Annotated in this window: 23 protein-coding genes; 17 read left to right on the top strand and 6 right to left on the bottom strand. The window is 68.1% G+C overall.

The genetic code is table 11. From position 1 onward, the window contains the following. The first annotated feature begins 6 nt into the window (after positions 1-6). Positions 7-717 carry an N-acetylmuramate alpha-1-phosphate uridylyltransferase MurU gene (murU, locus tag G4G00_RS13335; RefSeq protein WP_164274243.1) on the top strand — a complete coding sequence of 237 codons (711 nt, stop codon included), beginning with the start codon at positions 7-9 and terminating at the stop codon, positions 715-717. Between the two features lie 476 nt (positions 718-1,193). On the opposite strand, the gene hda is transcribed toward murU, so the two are convergent. Genes hda through G4G00_RS13320 form a run of 3 tightly spaced genes read right to left on the bottom strand, consistent with a single transcriptional unit; the run spans position 1,194 to position 4,197 of the window. Beyond that, positions 1,194-1,901, bottom strand: a complete 708-nt coding sequence (gene hda, locus G4G00_RS13330) for a DnaA regulatory inactivator Hda (protein WP_108754742.1) — start codon at positions 1,899-1,901, stop codon at positions 1,194-1,196. After that, positions 1,901-3,073 (bottom strand): AI-2E family transporter, encoded by a 1,173-nt coding sequence (locus tag G4G00_RS13325; protein ID WP_108748819.1) that lies wholly within the window; start codon positions 3,071-3,073, stop codon positions 1,901-1,903. Before G4G00_RS13325 ends, hda begins: the two co-directional genes overlap by 1 nt. Next, positions 3,070-4,197 (bottom strand): DUF2066 domain-containing protein, encoded by a 1,128-nt coding sequence (locus G4G00_RS13320; protein WP_234412305.1) that lies wholly within the window; start codon positions 4,195-4,197, stop codon positions 3,070-3,072. Before G4G00_RS13320 ends, G4G00_RS13325 begins: the two co-directional genes overlap by 4 nt. A gap of 112 nt (positions 4,198-4,309) precedes the next feature. Between G4G00_RS13320 and purM the strand changes: the two genes are divergently transcribed. The 6 genes from purM (at position 4,310) to G4G00_RS13290 (ending at position 8,535) form a co-directional block, all read left to right on the top strand. Next, positions 4,310-5,368 (top strand): phosphoribosylformylglycinamidine cyclo-ligase, encoded by a 1,059-nt coding sequence (gene purM, locus G4G00_RS13315; RefSeq protein ID WP_108748817.1) that lies wholly within the window; start codon positions 4,310-4,312, stop codon positions 5,366-5,368. A 20-nt stretch (positions 5,369-5,388) separates the two neighbouring features. Further along, a complete protein-coding gene (locus G4G00_RS13310; RefSeq protein WP_108752386.1) occupies positions 5,389-5,883 on the top strand; it encodes a hypothetical protein in 495 nt (164 codons plus the stop codon). A 7-nt stretch (positions 5,884-5,890) separates the two neighbouring features. Further along, positions 5,891-6,328, top strand: coding sequence for a hypothetical protein (locus tag G4G00_RS13305; RefSeq protein WP_108752385.1), 438 nt, complete (start codon positions 5,891-5,893; stop codon positions 6,326-6,328). Then, positions 6,325-6,978 (top strand): phosphoribosylglycinamide formyltransferase, encoded by a 654-nt coding sequence (purN, locus tag G4G00_RS13300; protein ID WP_164274241.1) that lies wholly within the window; start codon positions 6,325-6,327, stop codon positions 6,976-6,978. The genes G4G00_RS13305 and purN overlap by 4 nt, the downstream gene beginning before the upstream one ends. 67 nt (positions 6,979-7,045) lie before the next feature. Then, on the top strand, positions 7,046-7,849 hold the full coding sequence (locus G4G00_RS13295) for a DUF3108 domain-containing protein (RefSeq protein WP_108752383.1): 804 nt from the start codon (positions 7,046-7,048) through the stop codon (positions 7,847-7,849). Between the two features lie 2 nt (positions 7,850-7,851). Further along, positions 7,852-8,535, top strand: a complete 684-nt coding sequence (locus G4G00_RS13290) for a DUF3108 domain-containing protein (RefSeq protein WP_108748812.1) — start codon at positions 7,852-7,854, stop codon at positions 8,533-8,535. A gap of 86 nt (positions 8,536-8,621) precedes the next feature. Here the strand turns inward: G4G00_RS13290 and G4G00_RS13285 are convergent, their stop codons facing one another. The 3 genes from G4G00_RS13285 to G4G00_RS13275 are packed head-to-tail and all read right to left on the bottom strand — an operon-like array spanning position 8,622 to position 10,462. Continuing rightward, on the bottom strand, positions 8,622-8,939 hold the full coding sequence (locus G4G00_RS13285; RefSeq protein ID WP_108748811.1) for a hypothetical protein: 318 nt from the start codon (positions 8,937-8,939) through the stop codon (positions 8,622-8,624). Next, positions 8,936-10,210 carry a UDP-N-acetylglucosamine 1-carboxyvinyltransferase gene (gene murA / locus G4G00_RS13280; protein WP_108752382.1) on the bottom strand — a complete coding sequence of 425 codons (1,275 nt, stop codon included), beginning with the start codon at positions 10,208-10,210 and terminating at the stop codon, positions 8,936-8,938. Before murA ends, G4G00_RS13285 begins: the two co-directional genes overlap by 4 nt. Before the next feature lie 21 nt (positions 10,211-10,231). Continuing rightward, positions 10,232-10,462, bottom strand: a complete 231-nt coding sequence (locus G4G00_RS13275; protein ID WP_108748809.1) for a BolA family protein — start codon at positions 10,460-10,462, stop codon at positions 10,232-10,234. Between the two features lie 54 nt (positions 10,463-10,516). Here G4G00_RS13275 and G4G00_RS13270 point away from each other — a divergent pair, with 54 nt between their 5' ends. The 10 genes from G4G00_RS13270 to rapZ all read left to right on the top strand — a co-directional run bounded on the left by G4G00_RS13270 (position 10,517) and on the right by rapZ (position 18,204). Next, positions 10,517-11,518 carry a KpsF/GutQ family sugar-phosphate isomerase gene (locus tag G4G00_RS13270; RefSeq protein WP_108761413.1) on the top strand — a complete coding sequence of 334 codons (1,002 nt, stop codon included), beginning with the start codon at positions 10,517-10,519 and terminating at the stop codon, positions 11,516-11,518. 51 nt (positions 11,519-11,569) lie between these two features. Continuing rightward, positions 11,570-12,118, top strand: coding sequence for an HAD hydrolase family protein (locus G4G00_RS13265; protein ID WP_108752380.1), 549 nt, complete (start codon positions 11,570-11,572; stop codon positions 12,116-12,118). After that, on the top strand, positions 12,115-12,690 hold the full coding sequence (gene lptC, locus G4G00_RS13260; RefSeq protein ID WP_108752379.1) for an LPS export ABC transporter periplasmic protein LptC: 576 nt from the start codon (positions 12,115-12,117) through the stop codon (positions 12,688-12,690). The genes G4G00_RS13265 and lptC overlap by 4 nt, the downstream gene beginning before the upstream one ends. A gap of 105 nt (positions 12,691-12,795) precedes the next feature. Further along, positions 12,796-13,311, top strand: coding sequence for a lipopolysaccharide transport periplasmic protein LptA (lptA, locus tag G4G00_RS13255; protein ID WP_108752378.1), 516 nt, complete (start codon positions 12,796-12,798; stop codon positions 13,309-13,311). Then, positions 13,311-14,030 carry an LPS export ABC transporter ATP-binding protein gene (gene lptB / locus G4G00_RS13250; protein ID WP_108748804.1) on the top strand — a complete coding sequence of 240 codons (720 nt, stop codon included), beginning with the start codon at positions 13,311-13,313 and terminating at the stop codon, positions 14,028-14,030. The genes lptA and lptB overlap by 1 nt, the downstream gene beginning before the upstream one ends. 39 nt (positions 14,031-14,069) lie before the next feature. Continuing rightward, the gene (locus G4G00_RS13245) at positions 14,070-15,500 is read left to right on the top strand and encodes an RNA polymerase factor sigma-54 (protein ID WP_164274238.1); all 1,431 of its coding nucleotides are present in this window, start codon (positions 14,070-14,072) and stop codon (positions 15,498-15,500) included. 58 nt (positions 15,501-15,558) lie between these two features. Further along, a complete protein-coding gene (raiA, locus tag G4G00_RS13240) occupies positions 15,559-15,876 on the top strand; it encodes a ribosome-associated translation inhibitor RaiA (protein ID WP_108748802.1) in 318 nt (105 codons plus the stop codon). 21 nt (positions 15,877-15,897) lie between these two features. Beyond that, positions 15,898-16,350: a PTS sugar transporter subunit IIA gene (locus G4G00_RS13235; protein ID WP_164274235.1), complete on the top strand. Its 453-nt coding sequence runs from the start codon at positions 15,898-15,900 to the stop codon at positions 16,348-16,350. After that, positions 16,347-17,297 carry an HPr(Ser) kinase/phosphatase gene (gene hprK, locus G4G00_RS13230; protein ID WP_108748800.1) on the top strand — a complete coding sequence of 317 codons (951 nt, stop codon included), beginning with the start codon at positions 16,347-16,349 and terminating at the stop codon, positions 17,295-17,297. Before G4G00_RS13235 ends, hprK begins: the two co-directional genes overlap by 4 nt. A gap of 22 nt (positions 17,298-17,319) precedes the next feature. Continuing rightward, positions 17,320-18,204 carry an RNase adapter RapZ gene (gene rapZ / locus G4G00_RS13225; RefSeq protein ID WP_164274231.1) on the top strand — a complete coding sequence of 295 codons (885 nt, stop codon included), beginning with the start codon at positions 17,320-17,322 and terminating at the stop codon, positions 18,202-18,204. The last annotated feature ends 123 nt before the right edge of the window (positions 18,205-18,327 follow it).

The following is an 18,327-nucleotide window of genomic DNA, read 5'->3' as shown; positions in this document are numbered from 1 at the left end:
GCTGCGATGAAGGCCCTGATCTTTGCCGCCGGCCTGGGCGAGCGCATGCGCCCGCTGACCCTGCATACGCCCAAGCCACTGCTGGCGGTGGCCGGCAAACCGCTGATCGTCTGGCACCTGGAACGCCTGGCCGCGCTGGGCGTACGCGAGGTGGTGGTCAACACCGCCTGGCTGGCCGAGCAGTTCCCGGCCACGCTGGGCGATGGCAGCCAGTGGGGCCTGCGCCTGCACTTCGTGCTCGAAGGCGCTACGCCGCTGGAAACCGGGGGCGGCATCCTCAATGCCCTGCCGCAGCTGGGTGATGCACCGTTCCTGGTGGTGAACGGAGATATCTGGACCGATTTCGATTTCGCCACGCTGCCGCGCGAGCCGCAGGGCCAGGCGCACCTGGTGCTGGTGGACAACCCCGCGCAGCACCCGCAGGGCGATTACCGGCTGGATGCGCAGGGCCTGCTGCACCACGACCGTGCCGGGCCGTGCCTGACCTATGCCGGCATCGGCGTGTACCGGCCATCGATCGTGGCCGACTGGCGCGCGGTGATCGGCGATGCCGCGGGCAGCGAGCGGGTGCCGCCGAAGTTCTCGGTGGTCCCGCTGCAGAAGCATTTCATGGCCCAGGGATTGATGACAGGACAGCACCATCGCGGGCGCTGGACCGACGTCGGCACGGTCGATCGCCTGCGCGCGCTGGACGCGGAGTTGACCGCCAACGGCTGAGCCCCTCGTGGCTGGGCGCCTGATCGGTAGAGTCGAGCTTGCTCGACTACAAAGCCGCGCCTGGCCGGGCGGGGTGGGTTCGCGGGGGACGCCGTAAACCCTTCCATGGGGGCTTGGCCGCGGCATCCATGCCGCGGACACCCCCGCGAACCCACCCCGCCCGGCCTCTGACAGTTTCCGTGGGCGTCCAGCCACGGAAAAGAAAAAGAAAAGCAGAAGCGGGTCGCTTCGCTGCGCTCGCTCATCTGTGTCGACCAAGGTCGACACCTACCAACAGCCGCAGGGAGCTGTCAGAGGTGGGGCGGTGTGGGCTTGCAGGACCGCAGGCGCCATGGATGGCGCCTACGAGCCCCCATGGATGGGTTTACGGCGTGTCCTGCAAGCCCACAGCGCCCCGCCCCCCCCAGGAAGCCAGCTGTTGCACTTGATCTTCAGCGGGTGCAGGGCAGCAGCCCTGCAACAAAAAAACCCCACCCTCAGTAACGCGGGCGGCCTTCTTCCAGCACCTGGCGCAGGAACGGCACCGTGATCCTGCGTTTGGCCGCCAGCGATTCCCGGTCCAGCCAGTCCAGCAGGGTAATCAGCCCACCCAGCTCGCGCCCGGTGTGCGACAGCAGCCACTCGATGGCCGCCTCATCAATGGCCAGCCCACGCCGCAGCGCACGCTCGCGCAACACCGCCGCGCGGCCTTCTTCGTCCAGCGGCTGCAGCAGCACGCGCACGCACTGCCCCAGCCGCGAACGCAGGTCCGGCAGCAACAGGCCCAGCTCGCCCGGCGCCGACTGCGCGGTGTACAGCACCGTCGCCCCGGCCGCGCGCGCGCGGTTGTGGAAGTCGAACAGCGCCACCTCGTCCTCGCGGTTTCCGGCCACGGCATCCAGGCCATCCAGAGCGATCAACTCGCGCTGTTCCAGCCCTTCCAGTGCCACCCGCACCCGGCCCGCCACGCTGGCCAGCGGCACGTAGGTCGGCAGCCGGCCCGCCTGTTCGGCGGTCGAACACATCGCCAGCGCCTGGTGGGTCTTGCCGGTGCCGGCCGCGCCTTCCAGGTACACCCAATCGTGGCTGGCGCCCAGCGCGATCGCACGCAGCTGCGCCAGCGCGCCATCCGGCGCGCCGATGAAGGTTTCCAGACGCTGGTCCCGCGGGTAATGCAGGGCCAGCGGAAGTTGCGGCACACCAATCACCTGGGGTCCGGGCCGTTCTCGTAAGGGGTGACGATGATATGGGGCGCATCGACCACGCCATCAAGCACGATGGACGGCTTCTCGCCCGCGTACAGCTCGCTCTGGCGGTAACGCTGGTGTGCATAGCGCAGCAGCACGTTGCTCACCGCCGCCACCGGCAGCGCCAGCAGCATGCCCAGGAAGCCGAACAGCTGCCCACCGGCCATCACCGCGAAGATCACCGCCACCGGGTGCAGGCCGATCTTGTCGCCCACGATGCGCGGGGTCAGCACGTAGCTTTCCAGCAGCTGGCCCACGGTGAACACCACGCCCACCAGCAGCAGCAGCTTCAGGTCTATGCCCTGCGCCTGCACCAGCGCGGCCACCACCGCCATCACGATGCCGGTGGTCGCGCCCAGGTAGGGAATGAAGCTGATCAGACCGGCCACCAGGCCGATCAGCAGGCCCAGCTTCAGCCCGACCAGCGACAGGCCGGCGGCGTAGATCACCCCCAGCGCCACCATCACCAGGAACTGGCCGCGGATGAACGCCCCCAGCACATCGTTGGATTCGCGCGCCAGGTTGCTGATGGTGCCGATATGGTTGCGCGGAATGACCGAGGCAACGCGCTCGACCAGCTTGTCCCAGTCACGCAGGAAGTAGAACGCCAGGATCGGCAGCAGTGCCAGGTTCACCACCCAGGTCACCACGGTGAAGCCCGAGCGCGAGACATAGCCCATGAACGTGGTGGCGAAGCCGCCGGCCTGCTGCCAGTGGCTGCGCACCCATTCGATCAGGCGGTCCGGGTCCATCCACTGCATCACTTCCAGGCCGGTCTTCTGCTCGAACCACGGAATGCCCTTCTGCATCAGCCACGCCTGCGCCTGCGGCACGGCCGCGACCAGGGTGGTGATCTGGCGCTCGATCATCGGCACCAGCACCAGCATCAGCCCGGTGATCAGCAGGACCATCGCCACGAACACCAGCACCACGCCGGTATTGCGCGACAGGCCACGGGCCTCCAGCCGGTCCACCAGCGGGTCGCCCAGCCAGGCCAGCGCCAGGGCCAGCACGAACGGGGTCAGGATGGGGGCCAGCAGCCACACCACCCAGCCCACCATCAGGGCCACGGCCACGTACTTCAGCCGCCGCAGGAACTGCGCGATTTCCGCCTCCGGGCTCAGGATCATCGCAGGCGGTACTCGTTGCTGACCGGCGGTGCCACCGGCGCACCGGTGCTGTCATCCAGCGGGGTGGGCAGTGCGGGCAGCGTGGCCGAGGGCACCAGCACGCCGTTGTCGCCCAGCATGCGGTTGAAGCCGGCCAGGCCCGTGGTCATTTCCAGGTTCAGTTCCAGATGGTCGGCGGTGGCGCGAAGCGGGGTGACATTGCGCACCACCGGCACCTCGCGCAGGCCCGCGGCCAGGCGCAGGTAATCATCGCTGCCGTTGATGCCGGTCACCACCACGCGGTAACTGCCAGCCTGGCCGGTGGCCGCGCCCGCCTTGGCGTAGCGCTTCACCAGCGCATCGGCGGCGCCGTCGGCACCGGCGGCCATCGCGCGCATGGCGTTGGCGTCCTTGCTGGTCCACTTGTTCAGTTCACGGCCGTTGTCCACGAACACCCAGTCGGCCTGCCAGCCGCCGTTGGCGCGGTACAGCTTGCCGATCAGCTGCATGGGCGGGGCGTAGCGCGACGAAGCGCGGGCCACCGCGGCACTGTCCTGGCGCCAGATGGCCCCCACCAGCGCCTGCTCGGCGGCGCCACCGCTGGGCAGGCCCAGCTTGTAGCCGCGCTCGATGGCCCGGTTCAGCAGCGGGCGGGCGGCGTTGGCCTGCTGCACGCTGACCAGGCGCGGGCCACTGCCATCGTCCACGGCCATCCAGACCACCGGCTTGGGCCGCGGCTGCGGCCACAGCGGCAGGCCCAGGGCCGAGACCAGTGCGTCCACATCGTCTTCGCGGAAGCGCGCGACCAGCAGGGTGCGGTAGCTGGGGGCACCGCTGGCACCCACGCTCTGGTCCTGCTTGTAGTCGTAGCTGGCCACGTAGTCCTTGGCGTTGCGCAGCGCCTGCGCCACGCCCGGGCGGCTCATTGCGCTGCGGTCGCCGGACAGCTTGCCCAGCACCACGCCCAGGGCACGGGCCAGGCCGCCATTGCGGTCGCCCTCGGCCTGGCTGTTGACCGGGACTTCGGCTTCATAGGCACCGCTGGCGGTAGCAACATCGCCTTCGGTTCGCAGGCCGCTCTGGGCCATCGTGGCCACCGGCAGGCTCAGGGCCAGAAGCAGGGGGAGAAACAGGCTGCGGCGCATCAGGACATCCATTGGCTCGACGTATCCGGGGGGAATTGTTGCCCGAATACGGCCTGTGCGCCAATCCGGCCTGTTAAAATCGCCCGTTCAACCCCTGCCAGCGCCGACGCCCGTGACCAACACCCCGTCTTCCGCCCCTTCCCCCCTCACCTACCGTGATGCGGGTGTCGACATCGACGCCGGCAACGAGCTGGTCGAGCGGATCAAGCCCCTGGTCAAGCGCAGCTTCCGCCCGGAAGTGATGGGCGGCCTGGGCGGCTTCGGCGCCCTGTTCGACCTGTCCAACAAGTACCGCGAGCCGGTACTGGTGTCGGGCACCGACGGCGTGGGCACCAAGCTGAAGCTGGCCCACCAGTTGAACCGCCACGATACGATCGGCATCGACCTGGTGGCCATGTGCGTGAACGACGTGCTGGTGCAGGGCGCCGAACCGCTGTTCTTCCTGGACTATTTCGCCACCGGCAAGCTGGACATCGACACCGCTGCGGCGGTGGTGGGCGGCATTGCCAACGGCTGCACCGAGGCCGGCTGCGCGCTGATCGGCGGCGAAACCGCTGAAATGCCCGATATGTATGCCCCGGGCGAATACGATCTGGCCGGCTTCACCGTGGCCGCCGTGGAAAAGAGCGAACTGAAGGATGGCGCCAGCGTGGCCGCCGGCGACGTGCTGATCGGCATCGCCTCCTCCGGTCCGCACTCCAACGGTTACTCGCTGGTGCGCCGCATCTATGACCGCGCCGGCCAGCCGGCCGACCTGGTGCTGGAAGACGGGGTGAAGCTGGTCGATGCGCTGATGGCGCCGACCCGCCTGTACGTGAAGCCGATCCTGTCGCTGCTGAAGTCGCACGGCGAGGCGATCCACGGCATGGCCCACATCACCGGTGGCGGCCTGACCGAGAACATCATCCGCGTGGTGCCCGAAGGCCTGGGCCTGGATATCCAGGCCTCGTCCTGGACCCTGCCGCCGGTGTTCCAGTGGCTGCAGAAGGAAGGCGCCGTGGTGGACAGCGAAATGTGGCGCACCTTCAACTGCGGCATCGGCTTCGTGCTGATCGTTGCCCCCGACCAGGTCGCCGCCGTGTCCGCCGCCGTGCAGGCACAGGGCCTGCAGCACTGGACCATCGGCCAGGTCACCCCCGCTGCCGGCGCAGAACGCGTCCGCATCGGCTGATCCGGCACAAAGGAGCCCGCATGGACGCATTGCCCCCTACCGCCAACGACCTGCCGCCGCCGGCGCCCGCCCCCGCGGCGCCGGTGCTCACCGCCGAGGACAGCAACCACCTGCGGCTGCTGTCGATCTTCCACTACGTGGTGGCGGGGCTGGCGGCAGTGTTCGCGCTGATCTTCGTGTTCCACATCGTGATGGGCGTGCTGATGCTCAACGGCACCCTGCCGATGAACTCCAACGGCCAGCCCACCTCGCTGCAGGAACAGCGCTTCATGGGCTGGATGTTCATCGTCATGGGCGGCGGCATCGTGTCCTGCGGCCTTGCGCTGGCGGCGTGCATCGCCTGGGCCGGGCGCTGTCTGCAGCAGCGCCGCCGCTATCTGCTGTGCCTGGTGGTGGCCGGCGTGTCCTGCCTGTTCACCCCGTTCGGCACCGTGCTGGGCGTGTTCACCCTGATCGTGCTGCTGCGGCCGCAGGTGAAGGCCGCCTTCGAAGCCAACGCCCCCACCCGCCGCTGAGACCGCCATGGCCGCCGTACCGCCCCCGCTGAACGCTCCCCGTGGCTGGACCGACATCCAGATCAATGGCCACCTGCATACGCTGAAGATCCTGTTCTACGTCTATGGCGGCGTGCAGGTGCTGCTGTGCCTGCTGCTCCTGCTGGGCGCGGTGGGCGGCTACGTAAGCGAAAGCCGCAGCACCGACCCGAATGCCTCGCCGCTGCTGCTGGCGGTGGTGTTTGCCGGTTTCGCGGTGGTCATCGGCGCGTTCGCCGTGCTCAGCCTGGTGGCCGCGCGCGCACTGGGTGACCGGCAGCGGCGCACCCTCTGCCTGGTCGCCTCCGGCGCCGCCTGCCTGGGCGGTGCGCTCGGCATCGGCCTGGGCGTGTACGCCCTGGTGGTGCTGCTGCGCCCGGACGTGACTGCACGGTTCGTCGCCCCCGGTAGCGCCGTCGTCGCATGACCGCACGCATTGCCGTACTCGCCTCGGGCCGGGGCAGCAACCTGCAGGCCATCCTGGACGCCATCGCGGCGGGCCGGCTGGACGCGCAGGTGGTGGCAGTGCTGTCGGACAAGCCCGACGCGGCCGCGCTGCTGAACGTGGCGCCGGCGCAGCGCTGGGCGCGTTCGCCCAAGGACTTCACCGACCGCGCCGCGTTCGATGCCGCGCTGGGCGATGCCCTGGCCGGGTTCGCACCGGACTGGATCGTCTGCGCCGGCTACATGCGCATCCTTGGCGCCGATTTCGTACAGCGCTTCAGTGGCCGCCTGGTCAACATCCACCCCTCGCTGCTGCCGCTGTACAAGGGCCTGCACACCCATGCCCGCGCGCTGGAAGCGGGCGATGCCGAAGCCGGGGCCAGCGTGCACTTCGTGGTGCCCGAACTGGACGCCGGCGCAGTGCTGGCCCAGGCACGGGTGCCGGTGCTGGCCGGCGATGACGCGCAGACCCTGGCCACGCGGGTGCTGGCAGTGGAGCACCCGCTGCTGATCGCCACCCTGTCGTTGCTGTGCCAGGGGCGCCTGGCTGAACGGCAGGGGCAGCCGCAGTTCGACGGTCACCCCCTGTTTAACCCGCTGGCCCTAGATTCCGCCGGGAACCTGAACCGGTAACGCCCGTGCACACGCCCTGCTGACTGCGGGGCTGGCATCCTGCCCCCTCCTGCGGTTCCTGCCCGCCATGAAGACCACGCCGTTGTTGCGCAAATTCCTGCTGCTGCCGATTGCTGTGCTCGCCTGCGCGGCCTGGGGACAGGCCACGCCCCCGGATGCGCCTGCCGCCGTACCCGCCGCGCCGGCGGTGCCCATGCCGCCTGCACTGGCCTGGGAACCGCCGCCGCTGCAGCCGTTCAGCGCCACCTACCAGGCCTTCTACAAGGGCAAGGAGGCCGGCGATGCCACCATGCAGGTCACCCACACCGGCGGCAACCAGTGGCGGGTGGACATGCAGGTGGTCGGCCGCCGCGGCTTTGCCAGCGTGCTGGGGCTGAACATCGAACAGAGCACCGTGTTCGAGGAACGCGCCGGCGCCTATGCACCGCTCAGCCAGAGCACGGTGCGCAAGGGCCTGTTCCTGGGCAAGAAGGCGGTGGGCACCTACAACTGGCAGGCCGGCACCGCGCAGTGGAGCGGCGATGTGAAGAAAGACCGCGCCCAGCCCATTCCGCTGCAGGCCGGTGACCAGAGTGCCCTGCTGATCAACCTGGCGATCATGCGTGACGCCCGCCCGGGCGCGACCATGCATTACCGCTATGTCGACATGGGCCGGGTGCGCCAGCACGACTACCAGGCCGCCGCCGAAACCGAGAACGTGGCCGTCGGCGATCTGTCCTACAACGCGCTGCGGGTGTTCCGCACCAACGGCGGCAGCAACGAAACCATTCTCTGGATCGCCAACGGTGTCCCCACGCCGGTGCGCATCCTGCAACGCGAAGATGGCGAGGACCGCGTGGACCTGCGCCTGATCGAATACCAAGGAGTGTGAGCATGAAGACCCTGACCCGCCCCCTGACCTGGATCGCCGCGGCCGCGCTGTCCGTCGCCAGCCTGCCGGCCATGGCGCTGCAGCCGTTCAAGGCCGACTACTTGGCCAGCTACATGGGCATGCAGGCCAACGGCACCATGACCCTGGCCAGCGAAGGCGCCAACAAGTGGCGTTACAGCCTGAACGTGAAGAACCAGCTGGCCGACCTGAGCCAGAGCACGGTGTTCGAGGAAGTGCGCGGGCAGCTGCGTCCGCTCAGCAGCCAGGACCGTTCGGCGCTGCTGGTGAAGAAGCGCAACGTGCAGGCCAACTACAACTGGAGCAGCAACCAGGCCACCTGGACCGGCGATATCAAGCCCGACCGCGCCGGCCCCATCGCGCTGAAGGCCGGCGACATGGATGCACTGCTGATCAACCTGGCCATCGCCCGCGACCTGGCTGCCGGCAAGCCGCTGACCTACCGCATGGTGGACGAAGGCCGCATCAAGAACATGACCTACAAGATCGTGGGCAAGGAAGCGGTGACCGTGGGCGGCAAGAGCTACCAGGCCACCAAGGTCTCGCGCGTGGACGGCAACAAGGAACTGATCGCCTGGATCGTGCCGGAATTCCCGGTGCCGGCGCGCATGCTGCAGAAGGAAAGCGGCCGCGACGCGCTGGACCTGACCATCAAGGCGATGAATTGACCGCCGGGGTCGGAGCCCTTTCCGATGGAAAGGGATCCGACCCCTGGCGCCACACAGAAAAACGCCCGCTTGCGCGGGCGTTTTCTTTATTTCTTTTCCTCGGCCGCGGCCGGCTTGAACTCGGTGCGGCAGTCCACGCGGATCTGCTCACCGGTGCCGCGCCAGACGAACGTGCGGCAGTGCCGGTTGCCGTCCTGGCTGTCATTCACCGCCACCGCGTAGAACGACTGGATGATCTCGTCACGGGTCACCGTGCCGTCACCGTTCCAGTCCATGTCCTTCTGCTCGATGCCCTTGGTGATGGCCAGGTTGGCGTACCAGGCATAGCCCAGCCACGCCAGCGCCAGCAGCACCAGGGCCAGCAGCGCCTTGCGGCGGCGGGTGAACCTGCCGCGCAGGATCATGCGGTCACGCGCCGGATGGTGGCGCCCAGCGAAGACAGCTTCTCTTCGATGTTTTCGTAGCCGCGGTCCAGGTGGTAGATGCGGTCGATGGTGGTATCGCCATCGGCCATCAGGCCGGCCAGGATCAGCGACGCCGATGCACGCAGGTCGGTGGCCATCACCGGCGCACCGCTCAGGCGCTCGGCACCGCGCACGATGGCGGTGTGGCCTTCGATCTGGATGTCCGCACCCAGGCGCAGCAGTTCGTTGACGTGCATGAAACGGTTTTCGAAGATCGTTTCATTGATCACGCCCACGCCGTCGGCCACGCAGTTCAAGGCCATGAACTGGGCCTGCATGTCGGTCGGGAACGCCGGGTACGGCGCGGTGGTCAGGTTCACTGCCTTCGGCCGCTTGCCCTGCATGTCCAGGGTGATCGAATCCTCAGTGGTCTCGATCTTCGCACCGGCTTCCACCAGCTTGGACAGCACCGCATCCATGGTGTTGGGGCGCGCACGGTTCACCGTCACCTTGCCACCGGTCATCGCCGCGGCCACCAGGAAGGTGCCCGTCTCGATGCGGTCGGGCAGCACTTCATGGCGGCCACCGGTCAGGCGCTCGACGCCTTCGATCACCAGGCGGGCGGTGCCCACGCCTTCGATCTTCGCGCCCAGCGCGATCAGGCAGTGCGCCAGGTCGGTCACTTCCGGTTCCATCGCGGCGTTGTCCAGGATGGTGGTGCCTTCAGCCAGCACGGCCGCCATCAGCACGTTCTCGGTGCCGGTCACGCTGACCATGTCGAAGGTGAAGTGGCCGCCCTTCAGGCGCTTGGCGGCGGCCTTGATGAAGCCGTTTTCCACCACGATGTCCGCACCCAGCGCCTGCAGGCCCTTGATGTGCTGGTCCACCGGGCGCGAACCGATCGCGCAGCCACCCGGCAGCGACACTTCGGCAGCGCCGAAGCGGGCCAGCAGCGGGCCCAGCACCAGGATCGAGGCGCGCATGGTCTTGACCAGCTCATACGGTGCCACGTGCTGGTTCACCGAACGCGGGTCGACCACGATCGCGCTGCCGCGCGACAGCGTGCCCTGGTCGATGGTGACCTTGGCGCCCAGCTCGCCCAGCAGCTTCACCGTGGTGACCACATCGTGCAGGTGCGGCACGTTGGTGATCTCCACCGGCTCGTCGGCCAGCAGGGTTGCACAGAGGATGGGGAGGACGGCGTTCTTGGCGCCGGAGATGCTCACTTCACCGTGCAGCGCAGCGCCGCCGGTCACAACGATCTTGGCCATGTATAGGGAATCTTCTGCGGTTCAGCCGGCTTCGGCCGGGGTCACGGTTTTCAGCGCCAGCGCGTGGATCGCGCCGCCCATCAGGTCGCCCAGGGTGGCATAGACCATCCGGTGGCGGGCCAGCGGCATCTTGCCGGCGAAGGCCTCGCTGACCACGGTCGCTTCGAAGTGCACGCCGTCGTCGCCACGCACGTCGGCGCGGGCGCCGGGCAGGCCGGTTTCGATCAGGTTGCGGATGGTGTCGGCGTCCAACGGGCTTTCCTAATAAAATGAGCCCTCATTCTACTTCCGCTGCGTGGCGTCCGCATGGCCGAGTCCCCCCTGCCTTCCCGTTCCGTCGATCCCGCTGCCCTGGTGGCCAGTGGCCAGCGCGTGTTCGAGATCGAACAGCAGGCCCTGCAGGCCGTGGCCGGGCGCCTGGGCGAGGCCTTCCAGCAGGCCTGCCAGACCATCCTGGGCAGCCGCGGGCGCGTGGTCGCCACCGGCATGGGCAAATCCGGGCATATCGCCCGCAAGATCGCCGCCACCCTGGCCTCCACCGGCACCCCCGCGTTCTACGTGCACCCGGGTGAAGCCGGCCACGGCGACCTGGGCATGATCACCGAGGACGATGTGGTGCTGGCCCTGTCCTATTCAGGCGAATCGGACGAGATCCTGATGCTGCTGCCGGTACTCAAGCGCCAGGGCAACACCCTGATCGCCATGACCGGCCGCGCCCAGTCCAGCCTGGCCAGCGCCGCCGACATCCACCTGGACGTAAGCGTGCCGGCCGAAGCCTGCCCGCTGGCCCTGGCCCCCACCTCCAGCACCACCGCCTCGCTGGTGATGGGCGATGCGCTGGCCGTGGCGCTGCTTGACGCGCGCGGCTTCACCGCCGATGACTTCGCCCGCTCGCACCCGGCCGGCAGCCTGGGCCGCCGCCTGCTGCTGCACATCACCGATGTGATGCACAGCGGCGAGGACCTGCCCAAGGTGGACGCCGGCGCCAGCCTGAGCGAAGCCCTGATGGAGATGAGTCGCAAGCGGCTGGGGATGACCGCCGTGGTCGATGCCCAGGGCGTGCTGATCGGCCTGTTCACCGACGGCGACCTGCGCCGCGCACTGGACAGCGCGCTGGACGTGCGCACCGCCCGCATCGCCGACATCATGACCCGCAGCCCGCGCACCATCGGCGCCGACCAGCTGGCCGTGGAAGCGGCGCGCCTGATGGAAACCCACAAGATCAACGGCCTGATCGTGGTCGATGAGCAGGGCCGGGCCGTCGGCGCGCTGAACATTCATGACCTGTTGCGGGCCCGGGTGGTTTAACCAATAGTCCGTAGACCCCATTCAGATACCAACACCGAGTCCGACACCCTGATGCCCTGGTCCCCCCTGCCCGCCTTCCCCGCCCATCTGCTTGCCACCGCGGCCCGCATCCGCCTGGCCTGCTTCGACGTGGACGGTACCCTCACCGACGGTCGGCTGTACTACGACAAGGACGGCAACGAGAGCAAGGCGTACTTCGTGCAGGATGGTCTGGGCCTGAAACTGCTGCAGCAGCACGGTATCCACCCCGTGCTCATCACCGCGCGCAACAGCCAGTCCGCGCTCAAGCGCGGCGCCGATCTGGGCATCGACACCCAGATCGCCGTGGGCGACAAGCTGGCCAGCGTGCAGGCCTTGTGCGCCCAGCATGGCATCGGCCTGGACCAGGTGGCCTTCATGGGCGACGACCTGCCCGACCTGGCCCCGATCGGCGCGGTCGGCCTGGCCGTGGCCCCGGCCAACGCGCACCCCTGGATCGCCGAACGCGCCCACTGGCAGACCCGCAGCGAGGGCGGCCGTGGTGCCGCGCGCGAGCTGTGCGATGTGCTTCTGGCCGCGCAGGGCCATGTGGACGCCGTGCTGGCAAGGTTCGGCGCATGAATATCGCACGCGTGAACTGGCGTACCGTGCTTGGCGTCGGCCTGCTGCTGGCGGCGCTGCTGAGCAGCTGGGCCGCCCTGCGCAACCGCGACAAGGGCCCGGTGAGCGAAGGCCAGGACGCTGGCGTGGATTACATCCTGCACGATTTCCAGATCGTGGCCCTGGACGACCAGGGCAAGGAATCGACCACCCTGCGCGCGCCCCTGCTGGAACGCCAGCGCGGCGACCAGACCATCAACATCGCCACGCCGCTGTTTGAAATGCCCGATGCCGAGGGCCGGCACTGGACGCTGCGCGCCGAGACCGGCTGGCTCAGCGCCAAGGGCGATGAGATGAAGCTGCGCGGCAACGTGGCCGGCGACAGCCCGGTCGCCCCCGGCGTGGTGCCCACCACCTTCCGCACCGACCACCTGGACGTGTTCCCGAAAGAGAACCGTGCGCGCACCGACGCGCTGGTCACCATGACCCGACCGGGCATGGAACAGTCCGGCGTGGGCTTTGAAGTGGATTCGAAGAACAACACGTATCATTTCCTCAGCCAGTCCAAGGGCCGCTACACGCCCAAGCGCTGATTCCGCCGCCGGCCCGCGACGTCTTCCCGACAGGCGCAGCGCCAGCAGCACCCACCCGGCCGCCCGCTTACCCGCGGGCGCCTCCCACCGGTAGAACGGACCCCGATGAAGATTCCCTTTGCAGCCGTGCTCGCGCTTGGTCTTCTTGTCCCCAGCGCCGCCTTCGCCAAATCCAGCGACCGCAACGAAGACATGCACATCGACGCCGGTGCGCAGTCCGGTTCGCTCACCGGCGACGGCAAGACCACCCTGTCGCAGGGCGTGGTGATCACCCAGGGCACCCTGGACCTGCGCTCGGCCCAGGCCGAGATCTACATGAAGGACGGCGAAGCGGTCCGCGCCGTGTTCACCGGCAAGCAGGCCAAGATGAAGCAGCAGCTGGATGACGGCACCTGGGTCGATGCGGTGGCCGACAACATCGACTACGACGTCAAGAGCGATACCGTCACTTTGACCGGCAACTACAAGGTCACCAGCGCGCGCGGCACCAATGCCGGACAGCGCATGGTCTACAACATGAAGAGCGGCGAGATGAATTCCGGCGGCGACGGCAGCCGCGTGCGCACGGTCATTCCGCCCAAGAACAAGACGCCGGCTGCGCCGGCCGGGGGCAAGAAGTAATGCTCGTCGCCAAGGGCCTGCGCAAGCGCTACAAGCAGCGCGAAGTGGTCAAGGATTTCGGCCTGACCCTGGACGCCGGTGAAGTGGTGGGCCTGCTCGGCCCCAACGGCGCCGGCAAGACCACCTGCTTCTACATGATCGTGGGCCTGGTCGCGGCCGATGCCGGCAGCATCGTGCTGGACGGCCAGGACATCACCGACGACCCCATGTATACCCGTGCCAAGCAGGGCGTGGGCTACCTGCCGCAGGAACCGTCGGTGTTCCGCAAGCTGACCGTGGCCGACAACCTGCGCCTGGTGCTGGAGCTGCGCGACGATCTGGATTCGGCCGGCCGCGAGCGCGAACTGAACAGCCTGCTGGACGAACTGCAGCTGGGCCATGTGTCCGAACAGCTGGGCGCCAGCCTGTCCGGCGGCGAGCGCCGCCGCTGCGAGATCGCCCGCGCGCTGGCCGCCAAGCCGCGCCTGATCCTGCTGGATGAACCGTTCGCCGGCGTCGACCCGATCTCGGTGGGCGAAATCCAGCGCATCGTCACCCACCTGAAGCAGCGTGGCATCGGCGTACTCATCACCGACCACAATGTGCGCGAAACCTTGGGAATCTGCGACCGCGCGTATATCCTCGCAGAGGGCACCGTGCTGGCCCAGGGTTCGCCCGAGGCGATCCTGGACAACGCAGACGTGCGTCGCGTCTACCTTGGAGATTCCTTCAAGCTGTAAGGCGGCCGCCGGGCCCACTCCCCTCCGTTCGGCACAGGCATGAAGACTCGGCTGCAGACATCGTTGGGACAGCACCTGGTGCTGACACCGCAGCTGCAGCAGGCGATCAAGCTGCTGCAGATGTCCAGCACCGAGCTGGAGCTGGAAATCGCCCAGGCGGTGGAAAGCAACCCGTTGCTGGACTGGGCCGAAGGTGATGATGCGGCCGCAGGCAGCGAACAGGACGGCGGCGCCGACAACGACGCGCCGCCCACCGCCGATGCCAGCGAGAACGGCGGCGACGACTGGGCGCCGGCGGAACTGGACTGGAGCAGCGCCGGCAGCAGCGGCAGCTTCGACGACGATGACGACACCGGCAGCGCCGCAGAGCGCGTGGCCGAGACCGAAACGCTGGCCGACCACCTGTTGTGGCAACTGCATCTTTCGCACCTGTCGCTGCGCGATCGCAGCATCGGCGCGGCCCTGATCGATGCACTGGAAGACGATGGCTACCTGCGCGAACCGCTGGCCACCATCGCCGAAACCCTGTTGCCGGCCATCCATGCCGGCGAAGACGAAATCCTCACCGTGCTGCACCAGATCCAGCGCTTCGATCCGGTGGGCGTGGCCGCACGTTCGCTGGGCGAATGCCTGCAGCTGCAGCTTGCGGTGCTGCCAGCCGACACGCCCGGCCAGGCGCTGGCCCGGCAGATTGCCGCCGGCCCGCTGGAACGGCTGCCGCGCAGCGGCGTGGCCGGCATCGCGCAGGAACTGAAACAACCGCTGGCCGAGGTCGAGACCGCCGTGGCCCTGCTGCGCTCGCTCGACCCCCGCCCCGGCACGCAGATCGCCCCGCTTTCGCAGGACACCTACGTGGTGCCCGATGTGGTGGTGTGGCGGCACGGCGGTGTGTGGCGCGCGGCGCTGGCCGCCCATGCCGGGCCCAAGGTGATGATCCACCGCGGCTACGAACAGATGATCCGTCGCTGCGGCGATGCCGATGCCGGCTATCTGCGCAGCCAACTGCAGGAAGCGCGCTGGTTGTTGAAGGGCCTGCAGGCCCGCGGCGAAACCCTGCTGCGCGTGGTGCGCTGCCTGATCCAGCAGCAGGCCGGCTTCCTTGAGTTCGGCGAACAGGCCCTGCGGCCGCTGACCCTGCGCGAGATCGCCGGCGAACTCGGCCTGCACGAATCCACCGTCTCGCGTGCCATCGCCCGCAAGCACGTGCGCACGCCGCGCGGCACCCTGCCGCTGCGTGCCTTCTTTGCCTCCGGCATCGACACCGACGGCGGTGGCGAAGCGTCCAGCACCGCCATCCAAGCCATGATCCGGCGCCTGATCGATGACGAGAACCCGCGCAAGCCGCTTTCTGACGCCAAGCTGGCTGACCTGTTGAAAACGTCGGGAATCCCGGTAGCGCGACGCACCGTAGCGAAGTATCGTGAGGCCATGAACATCTCCGCCTCGCACGAAAGGGTCAGAATCGCTTGACGCGCCGCCGCGCCCGGCGGAGAGGTTCATTGGCACATCCGAACACAGGAGAAACCCGATGCGCATCGAAACGTTTGGCAAAGATGTCGAAGTCACCCCGGCCCTGCAGTCCTATGTGGAGGACAAGCTGGCCCGGATCGGCAAGCACTTCGACCAGCACTGCGAAGCGCGGGTAACCCTCAAGCTGCAGAAGACCGAACACCACGTCGACGCCAGCCTCAATATTCCCGGCCAGACCCTGCATGCCGAGGCCAACGGCCAGACCATGTACGCCGCGATCGATCTGCTGGCGGACAAGCTTGACCGCCTGGTGATCAAGCACAAGGAGAAAAAACAGCAGCACGCACCGCTGCCGGTGGGCGACAATGGCGGCTGATCGCCACCGTTCCCCGCAGACATGCCCCTGACTGACCTTCTGGCGGCCGTGCAGACCCAGCTCTGCACGGCCACCGACCGCGACAGCGTCCTGCAGACCGCCGCCGGCCTGCTGGCCTGCCGCCAGGCCAATGCCGAGCAGATCTACCAGAACCTGTGCCAGCGCGAAGCGCTGGGCAGCACCTGCATCGGCGAGGGCATCGCCATTCCGCACGGGCGCGCGCCCGCGCTGGACCGGCCCCGCGGCGCCCTGCTGCGGCTGGCCACCCCCATCGATTTCGGCGGCGACGCCCCGGTGGACCTGGTGTTCGCCATGGCCGTGCCCGCCCACTACACCCACCAGCACCTGATGCTGCTGTCCGAACTGGCCGAACTGTTCTCTTCGCCGGCCATCCGCCAGGCCCTGCGCGAGGCCGGCGACGCGCGCAGCCTGCGCCAGGCCCTGGACCTACCCCCTTCGGCGAGCGCCGCATGAATACCAGCATCACCGCACGTGAACTGTTCGAACAGCAGCGCGAGCGGCTGGCACTGCGCTGGGTTGCCGGCCAGTCCGGCGAAAAGCGCGAACTGGAAGCAGGCAACACGGTGTCCCGGCGCCCCTCGCTGGCCGGTTACCTCAATGCGATCTACCCGAACAAGGTGCAGATCCTGGGCACCGAGGAACTGTCCTGGCTGGACGCGCTGGAACCGCGGCAGCGCTGGGAAACGATCGAGAAGATCATGCATTCGCACCCGCTGGCGCTGGTCATCACCCGCAACCAGCCCTGCCCGGAAGACCTGCGCGCGGCCGCCGATGAATCCGGCACCCCGCTGTGGGTGTCGCCCAAGCGCGGCCATGAACTGCTGAACCACCTGTCCTACCACCTGGCACGCACGCTGGCACCGCGGGTGATCCTGCACGGCGTGTTCATGGAAATCTATTCGATCGGCGTGCTGATCACCGGCGAGGCCGGGTCGGGCAAGAGTGAACTGGCGCTGGAACTGCTCAGCCGTGGCCACCGCCTGGTGGCCGACGATGCCCCCGAGTTCACCCAGATCGCCCCGGACGTGCTCGATGGCACCTGCCCCGAGCTGCTGCAGGACCTGCTGGAAGTGCGCGGCCTGGGCGTGCTGAACGTGCGCGAGATGTTCGGTGATACGGCGGTAAAGAAGAACAAGTACCTTCGCCTGATCGTGCACCTGACCAAGCCGATGACCGAGCCCACCCCGCATGGCTACGAACGCCTGACCGGCGATTCCGGTACCCGCCATGTGCTGGACCTGGACGTGCCGCTGATCACCCTGCCGGTGATGCCCGGCCGCAATCTGTCGGTGCTGACCGAGGCGGCCACCCGGCTGCACATTCTACGTACCAAGGGTATCGACCCGGCGGCGATGTTCATCGCCCGCCACAGCAACCTGCTGGAACGGCGAACACCCTGAGCCCACTGCAAAGAGCCTGTCCATGAGCACCGCCTCCCCCACCGCCCCGACCCTGATCATCGTCAGCGGCCTGTCCGGCTCGGGTAAATCCGTCGCCCTGAAGACCTTCGAAGACCAGGACTACTACTGTTCGGACAACCTGCCGATCCGGCTGCTGCCGGATTTCGTACGCAGCGTGCTGGACAACCACGACGGCGCAGCGCCGCGGCGGCTGGCGGTCGGCATCGACGTGCGCGGGCAGAGCGACCTGAGCCAGCTGTCCGATTGGCGCCAGCAGGCCACCGACGCGGGCGTGCAGGTGAAGGTGCTGTTCTTCGAGGCCAGCGACGAAACCATGCTCAAGCGCTACGCCGACACGCGCCGGCGCCATCCGCTGAGCCAGCTGGGCCTGTCGCTGCCGGAAGCGATCGCCCGCGAACGCGAACTGGTGGCGCCGCTGCGCCGCGAGGCCGATGCCGTGGTCGATACCAGCGCCCTGAACGTGCACCAGCTGCGCCGCCGCATCATCACCGAATTCGCGCTGGGCCATGCCACGCGCCTGTCGCTGCTGTTCGAATCGTTCGCCTACAAACGCGGCGTGCCGGCCGAGGCCGACTTCGTGTTCGATGCGCGCGTGCTGCCCAACCCGCACTGGGACCCGGACCTGCGCGCCCTGAGCGGCCGCGAACCGGGCGTACGTGATTACCTGGAAGCGCAGCCGGACGTGCAGCGCTACCTGACCCAGCTGATGGATTTCCTGGACACCTGGCTGCCGAAGCTGGGCGATGGCACGCGCAGCTACGTGACCGTGGCCTTCGGCTGCACCGGCGGCAAGCACCGCTCGGTGTTCCTGGCCGAGCGCATGGCCCGGCACGCCCGCGAAATGGGCTGGGACGACGTGGCGACTTATCACCGCGAACAGGATTGACGAGGCGGCCAGCCCCTGCGCTGTTGGTAGGTGTCGACCTTGGTCGACACGTCCTGCGCTGTTGGTAGGTGTCGACCTTGGTCGACACGTCCTGCGCTGTTGGTAGGTGTCGACCTTGGTCGA

It is taken from the genome of Stenotrophomonas sp. B1-1 (assembly GCF_010894375.1).
GTDB lineage: Bacteria > Pseudomonadota > Gammaproteobacteria > Xanthomonadales > Xanthomonadaceae > Stenotrophomonas.
This window is presented reverse-complemented; position numbering and strand designations above follow the sequence as displayed.